At 63.8% G+C, this 17,848-nt stretch carries 15 protein-coding genes and 1 pseudogene; 8 read left to right on the top strand and 8 right to left on the bottom strand.

The window, feature by feature from the left end; genetic code table 11:
* Both RBA95_RS11200 and RBA95_RS11205 read right to left on the bottom strand, forming a co-directional pair.
* Positions 1-213: pseudogene (locus RBA95_RS11200) on the bottom strand (hypothetical protein); the annotation flags it as partial.
* Positions 214-230: 17 nt separating this feature from the next.
* Positions 231-2,333 carry a TonB-dependent siderophore receptor gene (locus tag RBA95_RS11205; protein WP_306016948.1) on the bottom strand — a complete coding sequence of 701 codons (2,103 nt, stop codon included), beginning with the start codon at positions 2,331-2,333 and terminating at the stop codon, positions 231-233.
* A gap of 88 nt (positions 2,334-2,421) precedes the next feature.
* Here RBA95_RS11205 and RBA95_RS11210 point away from each other — a divergent pair, with 88 nt between their 5' ends.
* Positions 2,422-3,081 carry a DNA-3-methyladenine glycosylase gene (locus RBA95_RS11210; protein WP_306016949.1) on the top strand — a complete coding sequence of 220 codons (660 nt, stop codon included), beginning with the start codon at positions 2,422-2,424 and terminating at the stop codon, positions 3,079-3,081.
* Between the two features lie 187 nt (positions 3,082-3,268).
* Here RBA95_RS11210 and RBA95_RS11215 read toward each other — a convergent pair whose 3' ends face one another.
* Positions 3,269-4,315, bottom strand: coding sequence for a serine hydrolase (locus RBA95_RS11215; RefSeq protein ID WP_306016950.1), 1,047 nt, complete (start codon positions 4,313-4,315; stop codon positions 3,269-3,271).
* A gap of 107 nt (positions 4,316-4,422) precedes the next feature.
* On the opposite strand from RBA95_RS11215, the gene RBA95_RS11220 reads away from it, so the two are divergent.
* From RBA95_RS11220 to RBA95_RS11230, 3 genes are read left to right on the top strand one after another with little or no spacing between them, the layout of a single operon-like run.
* A complete protein-coding gene (locus tag RBA95_RS11220; protein ID WP_306016951.1) occupies positions 4,423-5,919 on the top strand; it encodes a LytTR family DNA-binding domain-containing protein in 1,497 nt (498 codons plus the stop codon).
* A 59-nt stretch (positions 5,920-5,978) separates the two neighbouring features.
* Positions 5,979-6,752, top strand: a complete 774-nt coding sequence (locus tag RBA95_RS11225) for a putative hydro-lyase (protein WP_306016952.1) — start codon at positions 5,979-5,981, stop codon at positions 6,750-6,752.
* A gap of 50 nt (positions 6,753-6,802) precedes the next feature.
* Complete coding sequence (locus RBA95_RS11230) at positions 6,803-8,146, top strand: hypothetical protein (RefSeq protein WP_306016953.1); 1,344 nt, start codon at positions 6,803-6,805, stop codon at positions 8,144-8,146.
* Between the two features lie 61 nt (positions 8,147-8,207).
* On the opposite strand, the gene murD is transcribed toward RBA95_RS11230, so the two are convergent.
* The 4 genes from murD to RBA95_RS11250 form a co-directional block, all read right to left on the bottom strand.
* On the bottom strand, positions 8,208-9,524 hold the full coding sequence (gene murD / locus RBA95_RS11235; protein ID WP_306016954.1) for a UDP-N-acetylmuramoyl-L-alanine--D-glutamate ligase: 1,317 nt from the start codon (positions 9,522-9,524) through the stop codon (positions 8,208-8,210).
* Between the two features lie 5 nt (positions 9,525-9,529).
* Positions 9,530-10,819 (bottom strand): tyrosine--tRNA ligase, encoded by a 1,290-nt coding sequence (tyrS, locus tag RBA95_RS11240; protein ID WP_306016955.1) that lies wholly within the window; start codon positions 10,817-10,819, stop codon positions 9,530-9,532.
* Positions 10,820-10,906: 87 nt separating this feature from the next.
* Positions 10,907-11,779, bottom strand: a complete 873-nt coding sequence (locus RBA95_RS11245) for a crotonase/enoyl-CoA hydratase family protein (protein ID WP_306016956.1) — start codon at positions 11,777-11,779, stop codon at positions 10,907-10,909.
* A gap of 2 nt (positions 11,780-11,781) precedes the next feature.
* Positions 11,782-12,951 carry a CaiB/BaiF CoA-transferase family protein gene (locus RBA95_RS11250; protein ID WP_306016957.1) on the bottom strand — a complete coding sequence of 390 codons (1,170 nt, stop codon included), beginning with the start codon at positions 12,949-12,951 and terminating at the stop codon, positions 11,782-11,784.
* Positions 12,952-13,069: 118 nt separating this feature from the next.
* On the opposite strand from RBA95_RS11250, the gene RBA95_RS11255 reads away from it, so the two are divergent.
* Genes RBA95_RS11255 through RBA95_RS11265 form a run of 3 tightly spaced genes read left to right on the top strand, consistent with a single transcriptional unit; the run spans position 13,070 to position 15,483 of the window.
* The gene (locus RBA95_RS11255; protein WP_306016958.1) at positions 13,070-13,903 is read left to right on the top strand and encodes a sulfurtransferase; all 834 of its coding nucleotides are present in this window, start codon (positions 13,070-13,072) and stop codon (positions 13,901-13,903) included.
* Positions 13,900-14,442, top strand: coding sequence for a GNAT family N-acetyltransferase (locus RBA95_RS11260; RefSeq protein WP_306016959.1), 543 nt, complete (start codon positions 13,900-13,902; stop codon positions 14,440-14,442). Before RBA95_RS11255 ends, RBA95_RS11260 begins: the two co-directional genes overlap by 4 nt.
* 48 nt (positions 14,443-14,490) lie before the next feature.
* A complete protein-coding gene (locus RBA95_RS11265) occupies positions 14,491-15,483 on the top strand; it encodes an NAD(P)H-dependent flavin oxidoreductase (protein ID WP_371933607.1) in 993 nt (330 codons plus the stop codon).
* Between the two features lie 71 nt (positions 15,484-15,554).
* Here the strand turns inward: RBA95_RS11265 and RBA95_RS11270 are convergent, their stop codons facing one another.
* Positions 15,555-16,169 carry a TetR/AcrR family transcriptional regulator gene (locus tag RBA95_RS11270; protein WP_306016962.1) on the bottom strand — a complete coding sequence of 205 codons (615 nt, stop codon included), beginning with the start codon at positions 16,167-16,169 and terminating at the stop codon, positions 15,555-15,557.
* Positions 16,170-16,284: 115 nt separating this feature from the next.
* On the opposite strand from RBA95_RS11270, the gene RBA95_RS11275 reads away from it, so the two are divergent.
* Positions 16,285-17,820, top strand: coding sequence for an amidohydrolase family protein (locus RBA95_RS11275; protein WP_306016963.1), 1,536 nt, complete (start codon positions 16,285-16,287; stop codon positions 17,818-17,820).
* The last annotated feature ends 28 nt before the right edge of the window (positions 17,821-17,848 follow it).

Below are 17,848 nucleotides of genomic sequence, written 5' to 3' on the forward strand. Positions count from 1 at the left end.
CAGCATGGGCGCGATGAACGCGGTGGTGACGCCCAGATCGGGCCCGAGCGCGACCACGAACGGGGCGGCCGCCACCGCCATCAGGGCCCAGCCCGCCACCATGATGGCCGTATGGCCATGCTGACGCTTGAGCCAGGACTGCCGAACCAGCGCCAGGCCCAGAAGGCCCAGCGCCAGTCCGACGATCAGTGCTGTTATCGAAGAGGTCGCCACGATCTCAGCACTCGATCCTAGAAGCGTTTCGCAACGCGGAGATTGACGGTGCGTTCCTCGCCGGGGAAGCAGTCGCCTCGCGCCAGGCAGCTGCCGTAATACTCCTCGTCAAACAGGTTGCGCACGTTCAGCGCCACGCTCCAGTCCTCGAGCTCATAAGCGACCAGAAGGTCGGCGAGGGTGTATTCGTCGGAGACGATCTGGACCCGGTCGCCGGTGACGATGCTGACGCCATTGCTTTCCCGCTCGCCCACATAGCGGACGCCCGCGCCGATACGCAGCGCCTCAAGCGCGGCGGGACGGAACTCCGCCCACAGCGAGGCCTGGTTGTCCGGGATGACCGAGAAGGGCACGCCATTGGCGTCTTCGGTGTCCAGAAGCGTCAGGGCGGCGTCCAGCTTGAGGTCGCCAAAGCCCAGCTCAAAGCTCGTCACGCCTTCAAGTTCAAAGCCGGTGACGCTGGCTTCGCCTTCCTGCTGGGACGGCGCGGTGGGCAGGGCGACCGGGTTCGGCAGGTTGGTCTGGGTGATGTCGAAATAGGCCAGCGTCAGATAGGTGCGGGTGCCGACCGGCTGGTACTTGATGCCGATCTCGACCTGCTCGCCTTCCTGCGGCTCAAGGGTCTGGCCGGTGAAGCTGTCGATGCCGATGACCGGTTCAAAGGATTCCGCATAGCTCACATAGGGCGAGAGGCCATTGTCGAAGGCGTACAGCAGACCCACCGAATAGGTGACCGCATCGTCATCCTGGGTGGTGGCGCCGGATTCATTGCTGACTTCATCCGCACGCAGGCCGGCGTTGAAGATCCAGTTCCCCCAGGAGATCTGGTCGTGCAGGTAAAAGCCCCAATAGTCGGTCTCGCTCGAGTTGAAGCTGCGCACGGCGTCGATTTCGGCCTGGGTCGGCACGCCGTCGCCATAGACCGGTTCGAAGACATTGATCGTGCCTTGCAGCAGGTAGGAGGACTCGCTCTCCAGCTCGACATTCTGATAGTTCACGCCCGCCAGCACTTCGTGTTCGAAGGCGCCGGTCATGAAGTCCGCGCGCACGCGGGTGTCGAAGGCGAGCTGCTCGGAGCTGGCTTCGCTGTCATACCAGCGACGGCCATACCGGCTGTCGCCATTGGGCAGGATGCGCGGCACGCCGGCGCCGGCGAACGCCACCCAGGTCTGGCGATAGGTGGACCCGGAATCGCGCCAGCGCGCCGTGCCTTCCAGCGTGAAGATGTCATTGAGGCGGTGGCTGCCGATCAGGGTGAGGGCGGTGGAGTCCGTCTCATAGGTGTTGAAACCCGGCTCGCCCAGATAGGTGCTCGGCTCGATCTTTTCGCCGTTGGGGTCCGGATAATAGGTGCCGGTCAGCGGAATGAACTGGCCCGCCGCGTCGCCATCGCGGTCGTCATAGTTGAACAGCACGTTGATTTCGGTGTTCTCGCCCGGCGTCCAGGTCAGTGACGGCGCCAGCGCGATTGCGTCGTCATTGACGTAATCGACCTGGGTTTCGCTGTCGCGCACGACGCCGACAAAGCGGGCGTAAAGCGTGTCCTCGATCAGCGTGGTGTTGAAATCGCCCGCCAGTTCAGCGCGGTCATGGGCGCCATAGCTCGCCACGATCTCCTGACCGAGATCGGGGCCGGCCACCTTGGAGGCGAGGTTCACGATGCCGCCCGGAGAGCCTTGCCCGTACAGCACGGACGCCGGACCCTTGAGCACTTCCACCTGGTCGATGGTGTAAAGGTCGGGGCGGGTGTTGTTGTAATTGCCGAACAGCGCCTGAAGGTTGTCGCGATATTCGGGCACATCGAGGCCGCGCACGGTGAAGAAATCGCCGCGGGTGGCGAAGCCATAGGCTTCAGCCAGAACGCCCGACGTGTAGTTCAGCGTGTCGCTGAGATCGAGCGCGCCGCGCGAGATGAAATCATAGGACGTCTCGACAGACACCGAACGCGCGGTCTCAAGGATCGGCGCGCTGGACTTGGTGGCGCCAAACGCGCCCAGAGCGCCCGTGACCACGATCACATCTTCGGTTTCACCGGACGTGTTCGTCTCGGTTTGCGCATGGGCGGAAGTCGCGAGCGTCATGAGCGCACAGGCGCCCAGCAGGGAGGAGCGGAAAGTCATGAGAAAACCCCGTTTGAAATCTTTCCGCCTCAATAATGCGGGTCATTCTCAATAGCAATGCCATCTGAGAATGAATTGCAGAGTCGATATGTCGCTCTGTGTTGACCCGAGCGATTGCGGCGCGCTCGATAGCGTCATGACCCAGGACGTTCACGATCATTGCCTTGATGTCGCCGCTGCGCTCAGCCCCGACCTGCACGCCGCTATCGCGCGGCAGGGGGCGTTGCCACACTGGTCATCGCCCTCCGCGCCGTTCCCGGTCTCGCTGAGCCGGTCGGTCGCTGGTCAGCAACTCAGCGTGAAAGCCGCCGCGTCCATCTGGAAGCGTGTCGAGGCGCTCAGTGATGCTCCCGATGGCCTGTTAGAGGTCTTCACAGAGACCCAGGCAGACCGGATGCGGGCATGCGGCCTGTCCGGCGCCAAGGTCAAGACGCTCATCGCCATCGCCGAGGCGCAGCGGCAAGGGCTGCTTGATGAGGCGGTGTTGCAAGCCCTGTCGCCTCAGGAGAGATCCGACCGCCTGATTGATATCTGGGGTGTCGGGCGCTGGACGGCGGACATGGCCAATATCTTCTATTTTCAAGAACCGGATATCTGGCCCGACGGCGATGTGACCGCGCGCAAAACGCTTGAAAAACTCACCAGCAAGCGCCGGAAAACGGTCCGGACGGCGGCGCGCTTTGCGCCGTGTCGATCCTATCTCGCCCGCTATATGTGGCGCCATGCCGATGCGCCGCCGGACATGTGACGTAAAAAATGAGAACCAAATTCCCGGTGCGGCGTTTGTACTACGGTGCTGATCCTATTCGGCGCTGAACATCGGAACTGATCTGGGTCGCACTGGCGGAGACTGGTAACAGTTGGCCTGCAGCGACTTTATCGGTCTCCGTCTAGGCCGGGCGCTCGGTATCCCCAGGCGCCCGGCTCCCTTCTTCCTATTCAGAGTATCCGGCGAACAGATCGGCCAGCGCCAGCGCCAGCGGATAATGGTTCGGGCCTTCGAAATTCGCCGTCGTGGCCACCACGACCTGCGGTTCGACATACGCCATGATGAAGCTGCGACCGCCAGGGCTGCCGCCCGAATGCGCGGCGTAGTGCAGATCAAGGCTGGGCTCGTAACCCGCTTCCATGCCGTAGACATAGCTCACCGCTTCTCCGTCACGGGTCTGGATCGGCTGGAAGGCGGTTTCGATTTCCTCGAACGTGAGAAGCTCGCCTTCGACGAGCGCCGAGCCGAAGGCTGCAAGCTCGCGGCTTGAAGCGATCAGACCGCCGCCACCGAACTTGCACTCTGCAGACAATGCCATGGGCTCAAGACCCTCGCCCGCATCGTAATAGGCTGTGGCCTTGTCTGCGTCCTGCGCATCCAGACGCGCCTGATAGACCTCGCCCAGCGTCTCATGCATGGCTGCGTCAAAACTCTTGGCGCCAGTCAGTTCGACCAGAAGATGGCTCAACAGAACAAAGCCATAGGTCGTGTAGGCGTGGCGGGCGCCTGGCGCATCGATCAGCGGGTCGTTGATGAAATGGCCAAGGGCGTCTTCCGGCAAAGCGCAGCGGCGCGCGCTGAAAGCCAGCCAGTCCGCATCGCCGGTATAGCCGCGCACGCCTGCTGTGTGGCTGAGAAGCTGACGCAGGGTCACATGCTGATAGCTGTCGGGCAGGGCGGGATCGATGGCGCGCACGGATCGGTCAAGATCGAGACCCTGATGCGCTTCGAGCCGGGCGAAAGCCGTTCCGAGCATCATTTTCGCCGTTGAATAGACGTTATAGTCCGTATCGACGCCGTCCTCAGCCGTGCGCATCGTGCCGCCTTCGGCTTCAAAGACGATCTCGCCATTCACCATCACCGTGGCGTTGAGGGCGGGATGGCCTTGGGCGAACTGATCAAAGATCGCCTGTGCGGTTTCGGTCTGATGCTGGGCGAACGCCGGACTAGCCAGCAGGGTGGCGGCGCCGAGGGCGGCAATGAAGGTTTGCATTGAACGCGTCCTTGTTGTCGTTTGCGTGGGGAGAGGCGGAGACCGCCAACCCCCTCTGTGTGCTGGGGTTTGGCGACATGGAAATGGGAAAAGGACGAACGGCTCAAATGGGGGGTGAACAGCTCAAGGCTTTGACAGCGCGCCTTGCTCAAGTCCTGCGCCCCTGGGAGGCGGCGCTGGCCGCGCTTCTGACAGCCCTTGTTCTGATGGCGCCCTGGCCGAGCACTGATGCGCCGGTCTGGCAGGCCCGCGAGGTTGAGGCCGCCTCGATCACGCCAAGCGGAACGGGCCCCCAGGGCTGGCGGACGGACTCGGTCTGGAGTCTCGACCCTGGCGATGCCGCCATGCGGGTGCGCTGGAGAGCGCCAGACAACGCCTTTCAGACCGGCGCCCCCATGGCGCTGGCCCTGTCCGGTCCGTTTTCAGCCCGGGCGTATTTCAATGGCGAGCCGGTGGGGTGCAAAGGCAGGCCGATGGACGCGGAGCAGGCTGAGCGGGCCGGGCCGATCGACGCTCTGATCGCCCTGCCGCCAGCGCTGACCCGTGAGAGCGGCAATGTCATCGAGCTTGATGTGTCCAGTACGCGCGCCGGCTATGCGCCTGCGGTTGTCTTGCAGACGGTCGCCATCACCCCGTACCGGGCCGACGCCCGCAGGTCCCTGCGGCTTTACGCGCCCACGCTGGGTCTGGCTGGCGTGCTTCTGGTTCTGGCGGTGGGGCTGGTCCGGCTGAGCCTTGACCGGTCAGACCCGACGCTGCTCTGGCTGGCGGGCGGCCTTGCCGCTCTGGTGCTGGCCGCGCTCGCGGAAATGTCGCGCGCTTACATCAATTATCCCTATAGCTGGCATCAGCCGCGACAGGCGGTGATCCTGACCGGGATGACGCTGTATTGCCTGGGCGTGCTGGCCTTCGTGATCCGGCGCTGGGCGCTGGGGCGGTTCTGGCGGCTGGCTCTGCTTGTCTCGGGCGGGGTCGGCGCGGTGTCAGGCGGGCTGCTCTATGGCGGGTATGACGGCAAGATCATTCTTGTGACCATGGTCTTGCTGGGCGCCAGCCTGGCTGGATGCCTGGCGGCGGGCTTCGGGAAAGATCGCAACGCCTGGGCCGTGGCCGGACTGCTTGTCCTGCTGCTCATCGCCAATTTCATCGCGCCGGGATGGTTCATCGATCAGGGCGTCTATGCGCTGACGGCGGTTGGCTTCGGCGTCTGGTTGGTGCGGGCGCCGGACCTGTTGTCACCCGCGGCTGAAGACGCGGCGCCTGAACCGGACGCCCGGCAAGCGGTGGTGATGGTGCAATCGACCGGGCGGCTGCATCGCGTCGCGCTTGAGGACATCCTGTTTCTGAAAGCGGCGGGCAATTACACCGAAGTGCACCGTTCGGGCGGCGACTGGCTGCTCGACCAGCGCGGGCTGGCGGCGGTTCTGGACGAAGCCGGACCGCCCTTGCTGCGGGTGCATCGGTCCTATGCGGTGAATATGGCCCGGGTGGATGCTTTTCTGACCCGGCCGGGCAGCCGCTACGCGCTCAGCCTTGCCGGCGGCGCCGAAGCGCCCGTGGGGCGCTCCCGCGTGGACGCGGTGCGGGATGCATTGTCACGTTAATCATGGCTTGCGCCACAGCCTGAACTGACGTGAACTGGCGTCAGATCAAGGACTTCGTAATGACTGACCCGCATTCGCTTCGTGACGCCCATCTTGCGGCGGTTCGCTCCGGCGGCTTTGACCAGCCCACGACCGGGCTGTGCCCGGGCTTCGCCCAGGCCAATCTGGTGATCCTGCCAGCGTCCATGGCTTATGATTTCCTGTTGTTCACCCAGCTCAATCCGCGCCCCTGTCCGCTTCTGGGCATGAGCGAGCCCGGCGATCCGGTCATTTCCAAGCTGGATACGGATGTGCGTACGGATGCGCCGCGGTACGAGGTGTTCCGGGACGGGGCGTTCAGTGAGGAACGCACCGACCTGACCGAGCTGTGGCGCGAGGATCTGGTCGCCTTGTTGCTGGGCTGTTCCTTCACCTTTGAACACGCCCTGCTCGCAGAAGATCTGCCGGTCCGTCACATTGATGCGGGGCGGAATGTGCCCATGTATCGCACCAATCTTGAGTGCGCTCCTGTCGGCCCGTTTGCGGGCGGCATGGTGGTCTCCATGCGCGGCTATCCGGAAGAGCTGGTGGAGCGCGCTGCCGAGATCACGGGCCGGTTCCCCGGCAGCCATGGCGCGCCCGTCCATGTGGGAGACCCGGCGGCGATCGGCATTGCGGACATCATGCACCCCGATTTCGGTGATGAACCGGTCCTGGAAGAGGGCGATGTGCCCGTCTTCTGGGCGTGCGGGGTGACGCCCCAGGCCGTGGTGCTGGACGCCAAGCCGGAACTAGCGATCTTTCACAAGCCCGGCCACATGATCATCACGGCGCAGCGCGACGCGGTGGTTTAAGCGCGCAAGGCCCGCTAGGGTCTGTCCAACACCGAATTTCGCGAGCCGACATGACCTCCTTCCGCCTCTGTTTCCCCAGACGCCTTGATGGGCAGAACGGGTACGCCTTCGAATATGATGTTCCCGGCCTTGGCGCGTTTACAGAGACGGTCGTGTTTCCCGATGAGGCGGACTTTGACCGCCTGGACCGCAGCGTGCTCGCCGGTCTGGTGCGCATGTGCGCCATTCTGATCGGCACGAGCTATTACAAGGCTGCGCCTGCCGCCTTGATCGAGCCTGACTTTGCGCTGACCGAGGCCGAACGGCGCCTGTTTGAACTGGCGTACGGGCCGGGGCTGGGCGAGTTCTATGTGCGCAACGAGCTGCCATACCCGCCTGAGTTCACCCTCAAGGCCGAGCCGCGCATGGACGCGCTGCAGGCGCCCGAACTCAGGACCGACGATGTGCACGCCGCGGTCGCGTTTGGCGGCGGCAAGGACAGCCATGTGGCCGCCAGCGTCATTGGCGCGGTCGGTGCGGATGTGGAGCGGGTCTCCCTGATCCTGTCAGAGAGTGTCGGTGAACGGCTTGTCGCGATGAGCGAGGCGCCCGTCACGCTGATCCGACGCCGGATTGATCCGCAACTGATCGAGCTGGGCCGTGCGGGCAAGGCGCTCAATGGTCACATCCCGATTACGGGCGTAAACTCTTGTCTCATGACGCTTTATGCGGCCGCCAAAGGGCTTGATTGGGTGGTGTTCGCCAATGAACGCGCCGCCAGCGAGCCGACCATGCAAAGCAATGGCCATCCGGTGAACCACCAGTTCTCCAAATCCCTGGAGTTCGAGGACGCCCTGCGCAACGCCTTCGCCGCGAACGCCGTGCCGGTGACCTATTTCTCGATCCTGCGGCCAGTGAGCGAGCTGTGGACGGCGCATTATCTGGCTACGGCCGGCGAGGATGCGCTCGAGATCTTCGCCAGCTGCAACCGCAATTTCGTTTTCGCTGGCCCCAATGCCCTGCCGAAGGATCGACGCTGGTGCGGTAAGTGCGCCAAGTGCGTCTACACCGCCGTGCTGATGGCGCCCTTCCTGCCGGTGGAGCGTCATGCGCGGGTGTTCCAGAGCCAGCCGCTCCATGATCCGGATAATCTCGACTTCCTGCGCGAGATCGCCGGGCTGACGGACGCCAAGCCCTGGGAGTGCGTGGGCGAGCGCCGCGAGGTCGCCGCCGCCATTACCCATCTTCTGAGCGATGCGGACTGGGCGAAAGCGCCGTTGATACAGGCGATTGAGAGTGAATTGTTCACTCAGTGGGAGCGTGCCGACCTGGAACTGGCCTGGTCGGAGGCGCTGGATGCGCGCTCCGAGCACCGCATGCCCGGATCGGTCGCCGGACTTATGGGCGCAAGCTGACCTTCTGCGTGAAGTTGCAGGCCTGAAAGCCCAAACCCTGAATTGAATCAGTGAGCGCGTTTTATCCGAGCTTCTTCGCGGCTTGCGTGAAGGCGTCGCCGCGTGCGCCGAAATAGGTAAAGGCTGCCCCCCTCGGGGCCGCCGGGCTCATCATCACGATCCCGCCCTCGGGCAAGGCGTCGTAAGCGCGCTTCACGGCGAGCTCAAAGTCTGGCTCGTAAGTGGTTATATCTGCATGCGGACCGGATTTCAGGGCATCGACGATGGCGGGACCGTTCTCCGGAATGGTCACAATCGCCTGGATCCGGGTCTCGTTTTTGAGCCCTTCAGCCAGCGGTGCATAGTCCTGTTCGCGGTCTTCTCCGCCCAGAATGAGGCTGATCGGACGGTCCGGGAACGCCGCGAGCGCCAGCAGGCAGGACTGGGGCGTAGTGCAGAGCGTATCGTCAATGAAGTCGACGCCATTAAGCGCGTGAACGGTCTCGAGCCGGTGCGGCAGCCCCTTGAAACTGGCAAGGCTCTCGAACGCTTCGTAGGCGCTCAGACCCAGCCCTTTGATGACGGCGAGCGCGGCGCAGGCATTGGCGGCGTTGTGGGCGCCGGGCAGGGCAGGGATGCGACCCCAAGCGTCTGCACCGTCATGAATGAGGCCGTCGGGGGCATGAAACCCCTCCGCGTGATCATACCAGACCGTGTTGGGACGATGTACGAACAAGGAGGTGAGCCGGGCATCCGTGGCGCTGATCACGCCGCGCGCATTGGGATCCAGCATGGCCAGCCGCGCTTTGTCGCGGCGATACTGCTCGACGCCGCGATGCCAGGGCGCGTGATCATTCAAGAGATTGAGGAAGATGAACCAGTCCGGAGCATGGGTGAGATCGGCGATCTGATAGCTCGACAGCTCCAGCACCACGATCTCGGCCTCTTCGGGCGTCTCGATCACCGGCTCGCCGATATTGCCCGCCAGCACCGCGTTCACATCGAGCGATTTGAGCATGTGATGCAACAGGCTCGACGTGGTTGATTTGCCCTTGGTGCCGGTAATGCCGATCACGGTCTGGTGGGCGGGCTTGGAGGCGAACCACAGATTGGTCTGGCTGGTCAGTTCCGCGCCCAGATCCATGGCTTCAGCCAGGCGCGCATCATAGAGCGATACGCCCGGCGACTTGACGATCAGCGACTGGCCCGCCTTCTCGATGACGCCCGTCAGCGCATCCTGCGCGACATAGTCCACACCGTCGGGCAGGTCGGACGGCTCTTTCGCGTCAATCACATAAAGCGCCGCGTCAGTGCGCGAGCGCACATGGTTGAGCGCGGCGCGGCCTTCCTTGCCGAACCCCCAGATGAAGATGGAGTCGAACTCAGGCAGCGGCGTCATCTGACTTACCCGGTGAAGCGAATGAGGAAGCGTTTGGCCTTGCCCACGCTCATCACCACGGCGCCGGCGCCGGTGCGATGCTCGCGCACATCCGCGGTCTCGTCCTGCACCTTCTGACCGTTGAGCGAGACCGAGTTCTGCTTGAGCAGGCGACGCGCTTCGCCCTTGGAGGCGGCGGCCTGAACGGTTTCGTCCACCATGGCGTCGATCAGCTTGAGTTCGTCATCCGCCTTGGCGTCCAGTGTCGGCACGGCGCGCGCGATCATGTCGATCAGCTCGGCGCTGAGATTGTCCGATTTGCCCTTGAAGATCACGGTGGAGGCTTCGATGGCGAGATCGGCGGCCTTCTGGCCATGTACGCGCGCCGTCAGAAGCTCGGCGAGGGCTTTTTGCGGCAGGCGCAGATGCGGCTCGGCCTGGGTCAGCTCCTCAAGCTGGCCCAGATCCACATCGGTCAGCCAGCTGAGGAATTTCGGTGCGTCGGCGTCCGCGCTGTTGAGCCAGAACTGGTAGAATTCGTAAGGGCTTGTCAGGTCCGGATCGATCCAGACCGCGCCCTTTTCGGACTTGCCGTATTTCTTGCCTTCCGAATTGGTCAGCAGCGGATAGGTGACCGCATGGGCCTGCACGCCCTCGATGCGGCGCATCAGGTCGACGCCGCCCACGATATTGCCCCACTGGTCCGATCCCCCCATCTGGATCTGGACATTGTGGGCGCGATGCAGGTGCACGAAGTCATAGCCCTGCAGGAGCTGGTAGGAAAACTCGGTGAAGGAAATGCCCTGATCGCGGTTCTCGATGCGGTTGCGCACCGAATCCTTGGTCAGCATGGCGTTGACCGAGAAATGCTTGCCCACATCGCGCAGGAAGCTGACCACATCCATCTTCCGCCACCAGTCGGCATTGTTCACGAAGATGGGCTCGGGGCCGTCCGTCATGGCGAACAGGCGTTCGAACTGTTTGCGCTGGCCCTCGATATTGGCCAGCACCACATCCTCGGTCTGCAGGTTGCGTTCGGCGTCCTTGCCGGACGGATCACCGATCAGGCCCGTGGCGCCGCCCAGCAGAACCACGATCTGGCCGCCGCGCTGGCGGTAGCGGTCCATGCCCAGAAGCGGCATCAGATTGCCCGCATGCAGGCTCGGCGCGCTCGGATCAAAGCCCACATACATCGCCGGCCGATGCTCGGTGATATAGGCGTCGGTCAGCTCTGGGGTCTTCTGGTTCAGAAGGCCGCGGGCTTCCATATCAGCAAGGAAGGGCGTGGCTTTGGGGTCGGCGAGGCGAACGCTCATGAGGCTCTCTTGGCGGTAGGGACGGTCAAGCCTTCGGCTTAGCCGCCCCCACTGTTTCTTGCAACGCTGTCATGGCGTTCGGATCAGTCACTCCATGCGGTCATAGGGCGTCTTCTCAACCTCCGCCGCAATCGGCTCGCCGCCATCGCGCTCGGCCACGGCCTGCTTGAAGCCGACCTCCTGGGCGCGCTGGCGGAACCACATGCCTTCGGGCGAGTGGCGCGAGACGCCGTCAAACACGGTCGCCAGCATCTGGGTGTTGGAAATGCCCATGGTTTCATAGGCCTGATTGACGACCATCTTGGTCATCATCAGCTGGTTCTTGGGCACGCCCTGCAACCGCCCGGCCAGCCGCTCCACGGCGGCGTCCAGCTCGGCTTCGGGCACGGCTTCAAGCGCCAGACCGATGCGCTCGGCCTCTTTGCCGTCGATCAGCTCGCCGGTCATCATCATGCGCTTGGCCTGCTGCGGGCCCAGGCGATAGACCCACATGGACGGGGTCGGCACGCCCCAGACGCGGGCGGGCGGATAGCCGATGCGCGCATCCTCAGCCATGATCACGAAGTCACAGCACAGCGCGATATCCGAGCCGCCCGCCGCCGCCGCGCCATGGACACGGGCGATGGTGGGCTTGTGACAGCGCCACAGACTCATGAAATCGAGCGTGTTCTGGTGCATGAAGGCGTAATCGATCATCGGGTCCCAGGGCATGTCCTGGCTGCCCGGCAATTCGCCTTCGCGCTCGGCGTAATCCTTGAGGTCATAGCCGCCGCAAAAGCCCTTGCCGGCGCCTTGCAGCACGATCACATGCACCGCCGGATCACGCTCGGCCTTCTTGATGGCGCGAGCGATATCGCCGGGCATGGCGTCATTGATGGCGTTCAGGCGTTCTGGGCGATTGAGGGTGATCGTGCAGACCCGGCCCTCGACCGCGTACAACAGGGTGGAAAACTCGCTCATGCTCAGTCTCCGCAAATGCGTGCGATCAGGGCGTCATCCACCCCGGCTTTTTCAAGAACCATGCGGGTGTCCGCGCCCAACTGGCCCGAACAGGTCGCGCCGTGGCCGGGGCGTTCGCCGTCAAAGCGCGCCGCGGCGCCCGGCAGGCGCACCGGGCCCGGACCGTCCGCTTCGCCCTCATAGAGGAAGCCGCTATTGGCCAGTTGCGGATGGGAGAGCAGGTCTTCGGACGTGTTGACCTTGCCCGCCGGCACGCCCGCCTTGCGCAGACGCTCGAGCAGTGCGTCAGCGGATTGATGCTCGGCGAGCGGGGCGCAGGTCTCGCGGATGAAATCCCAGTTCATGAACCGGCTGGCCATGTCCGCGCAGCGCGGGTCATCAAGCAGTTGCGGGGCGCCGACGACTTCGCACCAGGCGCCGAACTCCTTCTCCGACAGCATCACCACGACAAACCAGCCATCGGACGCCTTCCAGGGGCGGTAGACCTTGGAGATGTTGGGGCCGGGCTGGAGCGGATCCTTCAGCGTCAGCGGCATATGCACATCCATCCAGGAGAAGGCGAGGGCGGCTTCCAGCATGGAGACCGCCACATGCCGCCCCGCGCCATCACGTTCGCGACCCACCAGGGCGCTGGTGATCGCCTGGCACAGATACAGCCCCGCCACCTTGTCGCAGATATATTGCGGGTACAGCTCCGGTTCGGGCTTGTCGGGCCGCGCGGCGAGGCCGCTTTCGGCCTGGATCACCGGGTCATAGGCGCGCACATCGCTCAAAGGATCCCAGGGGCCGAAGCCGGTCACTTCCGCAACGATCAGCCCATCCTGGCGGGCGCGCAGGCTGTCGGCGTCGAGCCCCAGCTTCTTCGCCGCCGCCGGACGATAGTTGTGCATCACCACATCGGCCTGCTCGACCAGCGGGGCGAGGGCGGTCCGGCCGTCCTCCGTGCTGAGATCGAGACTGATCAGCGCCTTGCCGCGATTAAGCGTCTGGAATGTGGAGCTGGAACCGTCCTTGGCGATAAAGCCCAGACGGCGAACGAGGTCTCCGCCCGGCGGTTCGACCTTGGTGATATGGGCGCCCTGCTGGGCCAGTGTCAGGCTGGCGATCGGCCCGGCGACGACTGTCGTCAGGTCAAGCACGTTCAGCCCGGCCAGAGGTGTGGCTGGGGTCATGGTCTCCTCCCGTAAGCGCGCGATTTTTCGCGTCATTTTGATGACAGTGACGCAGCCGGCTGTCTCCGGCAAGCCAAGCTGGTACGGTGAATACGATTAGTTCTGGAGAATCGCCCTGATGCGGGAAACGGTGACAATCAGCGCGATACAGGCGCTGGCCGAGACAGATCCGGTCTTCGTGGAATCCAGCTGGTTCCTGCCGGGTTCAGGCATGACCGGGGAAGAGGTGTTTGAAGAGCGCCGTCTGCCGCGCGCCGTCTTCTTCGACATTGACGGGGTGTGCGATGCGACCTCGTCTTTGCCGCACATGGCGCCGGGCGCGGCGGCTTTCGCCCGCTGGCTCAGCTGGCACGGGCTTAGCGGCGGCGAGAAATTCATCATCTACGACCAGACGTCCATGGTGGGCGCCGCCCGGGTCTGGTGGACGTTTCGCCGGTTCGGGTGCGATGTGCGCATCCTGGATGGTGGCCTGAACGCCTGGCGCAAATCGGGCGGGTCGATCGAGACCGGCGAGATCTTTCGCCGTCATCCGGCGATTGAACGCACGCCACGCATGATCTGGGACGATACGGTGACCTGGGAAGACGTCTCCCACGCTTCTCGCTCGGGCAAGGCGCTGATCGTGGACGCCCGCTCCAAGGGGCGCTTTGAGGGGGCTGAGCCCGAACCGCGCAAAGGGCTGAAATCCGGTCATATTCCTGGATCGGTCAACCTGCCCTTTCCCCAGCTCCTGACGTCAGAGGGCAAGCTTAAGACCGAAGACGCGCTGGAAGCGGCCTTGCCGCGCATCAGCCGGGACACGCGCATCATCACGAGCTGCGGGTCCGGCGTGACGGCGGCGATCCTGAGCGCGGCCTTCCTCAGCGCCGGGTTTCGCGATGTGCGGCTCTATGACGGCAGCTGGGCGGATTGGGGCGCGCGAGACCTGCCCGTGGAGACCGGTCCGGCATGAGCGTGACGTTTACGGTGTATGATACGCTGGCGGATGCGCCAGATGCCGTGTGCGCGGATGTGTGGTCGTTGGTGATCGAAGCTGATGACGCGTTCTGGCCGCCCTTGCGGGCCCGCACGCCCGAACAGGGGCTGTCGGTGGGGGCGGGCGCCGTGCTGGATGAAACGCCCGACGCCTATTGGGCCTCGATCCAGAACCACGCTCTGATCACCGCCGAAGAGGCAGGCAATGTTCTGGGGATGATGAGTGTGGCGCAGAACAAGCCGCTCGAGGCGCTGAAGCTGACCGCCACCGCCTACCTGTCGACCCTGATTGTCGCCGAATCGGCGCGCGGGCGCGGGCTCGCCCGTCAGCTCTATGCGCGCCTGTTCGAGCTGGCGCGACGCTGGTCGCAGACCCCGAGCGTCGCCACCCGCACCTGGAGTACCAATGCGGCGCATCTGCCGCTGATTGCCCAGCTGGGCTTTGAAGAAAGATTACGCCTTAAGGATGATCGTGGCGTCGGGATCGACACCGTGTATTTTCTTAAACCGCTCTGAGCGCTTTTCTTGCGCGAAATCTGCGCTAGCCTTGGGCAAAACACTGTTATGCCAACCGCAGGGGAGGAAGCCCGCGTGTCCGAACTCAAATGCCTCAAAGGCAAGCTGCGTCTGCCCGTCATCGGCTCGCCGCTGTTCATCATCTCCAACCCCAAACTGGTCATCGCCCAGTGCAAGGCGGGTATTGTCGGCTCATTCCCGGCGCTGAATGCGCGTCCGCAGAGCCAGCTCGATGAATGGCTGGACGAGATCACCTCCGAGCTCGACAGCTACAACAAGGCCAATCCGGACGCGCCGGCGGCGCCGTTCGCGGTGAACCAGATCGTCCACCGCTCCAATGATCGTCTGGAAGCAGACCTCGCCACCTGTGAGAAATACAAGGTGCCGCTGGTCATCACCTCGCTGGGCGCGCGTGAAGAGCTGAACCAGGCTGTGCATGGCTGGGGCGGCGAGACGCTGCACGACATCATCAACATCAAGTTCGCCCACAAAGCGCTGGAAAAGGGCGCGGACGGCCTGATCCCAGTGTGCGCGGGCGCAGGCGGTCATGCCGGCACGCTGTCGCCCTTTGGCCTCGTGAGCGAGATTCGCGAATTCTTTGACGGTCCGGTTGCGCTGTCGGGATCAATCTCCACGGGCGCCGGCGTTCTGGGCGCCCAGGCCATGGGCGCGGATTACGCCTATATCGGCTCGGCCTTCATCGCCACCGAAGAGGCGCGCGCCAGCGAGGCCTACAAGCAGTCCATCGTCGACAGCACGGCGGAAGACATCATCTATTCCAACCTCTTCACCGGCGTGCACGGCAATTATCTGCGCAAGTCGATCGAGGATGCCGGGCTGGACCCGAACAATCTGCCCGAAAGCGATCCGTCCGCGATGAATTTCGGCTCCGGCGGCAATACCGACGCCAAGGCCTGGAAGGATATCTGGGGCTCCGGTCAGGGCGTGGGCTCGATCAAGAAAGTCCAGAGCGCGGGCGGATACGTCTCCGAGCTTCAAGCCCAGTACGAAGCCGCCAAACAACGCATCTGCGGCGGATAGAGACTGCGAGACGCTCATCAAAAGGCTCCTTGCTCAGCAAGGGGCCTTTTCTTTGTGAGGCTGCCGATGGGCTAGCCCTTCACCTCATGTACGCGCATCAGGATGGCGTGGATCATCGCATCGCGCTCTTCCGGTGAGCGCGCGTCGAGCTGCATCGGCGCCGTCGCGCGGCCGGAAATGATCAGCTCGGCGAGGCCATGCACCACCGACCAGGAGGTCATCAGCATGGTGGTGCGTCGCGCCTGATCGGTCTCGTCCGGGTAGAGCGCGTTGACGCCGTCCTGGAGCTTGGCGAAGGCGGCCAGGGACGCCTCGGCGAAATCGGGGTGGCTGCGATCGGGCTTTTCCGACGCAAACATCAGCTGGAACAGGGCCGGATGCGCTTCGGCGAAATCCACATAGCCCAGCCCCAGCGCCACAAACTGCGACACCTGATCGGGCCCCGCCTGCGCCTGGCGGGCCTCCTGAGCGGCGATGAGCCGGCGATAGCCATCTGCGCCGAGCGCGCTCAGAAGCCCCGTCATATCCTTGAAGTGATGCGCCGGGGCGGCGTGGCTGACATGGGCGCGCTTGGCCGTGGCGCGGAGCGAGAAACGTTCCAGTCCGTTTTCCGACAACTCGTCCTCGGCCGCCTTGAGCAACAAGGCGGGCAAATATCCCTTGTGATAGGGCTGCTTGGCAGTCATCGCCATTTTCCGTCACCCGTTTCGATTTCAAACTTGACACTGGAAAGATAGCGCGGCTAGCGTATCTTGACAATGTAAAGATACAGGTGTGGTCAGACGCCTTGAGGAGATAAAAATGTTGAAATGGGGCCTTCGGATTCTGGGCGTCTTCGTGTTGCTGAACGTGCTGGGCGCAATTGGCGCCTATGTGATGATCGATCGCTCGGTCTTTGAAATGTTTGGCGGACGCACGCCGGTCATCGCGCTGCAGCCCTCCGATGAGACGCCAGAACGCTATGTCCTGGCGAATGTGCGTGTGCTGGAGCCGGATTCGGAGCAGTTCTCTGAGCCCATGGACGTGGTCATCGAGAACGGCGTCATTGCCGATATGGGCCCGGACATGGTGGAGCGTGCGGCCGCGCCGGTGATGGAAGGCGAGGGGCGTTATCTGATGCCCGGCCTGACCGATTCCCACGTGCATTTGTGGAACAGCCAGAATGATCTGGCGCTTTATCTCGCCTACGGCGTGACGCAGGTCCGCGAAATGCATGGCCAGCCCCATCACCTGGAATGGCGTGACCAGATCACTCAAGGCGAGCTTCTGGGCCCGGACCTCTTCGTGGTGGCGGCGCAAATCGCCACCTATGACTTCGCCGAAGGCTTGTGGCAGTCGCTGACCTCCAAACGCAATGTCGCCCGGACGCCCGAGGCGGCGGACCAGATGGTCCGGGATCTGGCGGCGTCTGGCTATGATGCGGTGAAAGCCAGCAGCTATCTCAGCCATAGCGGCTATGAGGCGGTCAGCGCCGCCAGTGCGGATGTGGGCATTCCGCTGGTGGGCCATGTCCCGGTGGCGGCGCGTCTTGATGACCTGTGGGCGTCCAACCAGCGCGAAGTCGCCCATGTGGAGGAGCTGATCAAGGGGCTCGACCGGGATTTCGGCGGCTATGGCGTCAGCACTTCGGGGGAGTATCTCGACTATGTGATGGAGCACCGCGATGCGGTCGCCCAGTCCATGATCGACAACGAGATCGTGCTTGCCTCCACCCTGGCGCTGGTGTCGAGCTTCGCTCAGCAGAAGGTCGACACCGAAGGCGCGCTGGAGACGGCGCCGGTCAATCTGGTAAATCCCGGCGTCGCCGAAGGCCGCGCCATGGGCTGGTTGCCGGATGTGAACATCTATTCCGTGCCGCAGCAGTATCGCAATGAAGGCTGGCGCGATCGTTACCAGACCTACTGGACCACCTATGCCCAGGCGCAACAGCTGATGTTCGAGGCTGTGCTGGCAGCAGGCGTGCCCATGGTCGCAGGCACGGATGCGAATGTGCCGCTCATGGCGCCGGGCTATTCCATGCACCAGGAGCTTGAAGCGCTGGTTTATGCCGGGATGACGCCGGCTGAAGCGCTGGAATCGGCGACGGGAACGCCGGGCCGCTTCATGGACTGGAATACCGGCCGGGTGCTGCCGGGGTTCCGCGCCAATCTGGTGTTGCTGAATGCCAACCCGCTGGAGGATATCCGCAATATCAGCAGCATCGAGGCCGTGGTGATGCATGGCGAAGTGCTGTCCCGGGACGAGCTGGATGCGTTGCTGGATGCGGTCGTGGCCGCCAATGACAGTGCGCGCAACACGCCCCTGGACCCGGCCTGGGGCCAGGCGTCGGGACTCTGATCCCGTATCCGGGCGGGGGATTTCCTCG

The sequence above is a fragment of the Oceanicaulis sp. MMSF_3324 genome (genome assembly GCF_030733545.1).
GTDB lineage: Bacteria > Pseudomonadota > Alphaproteobacteria > Caulobacterales > Maricaulaceae > Oceanicaulis.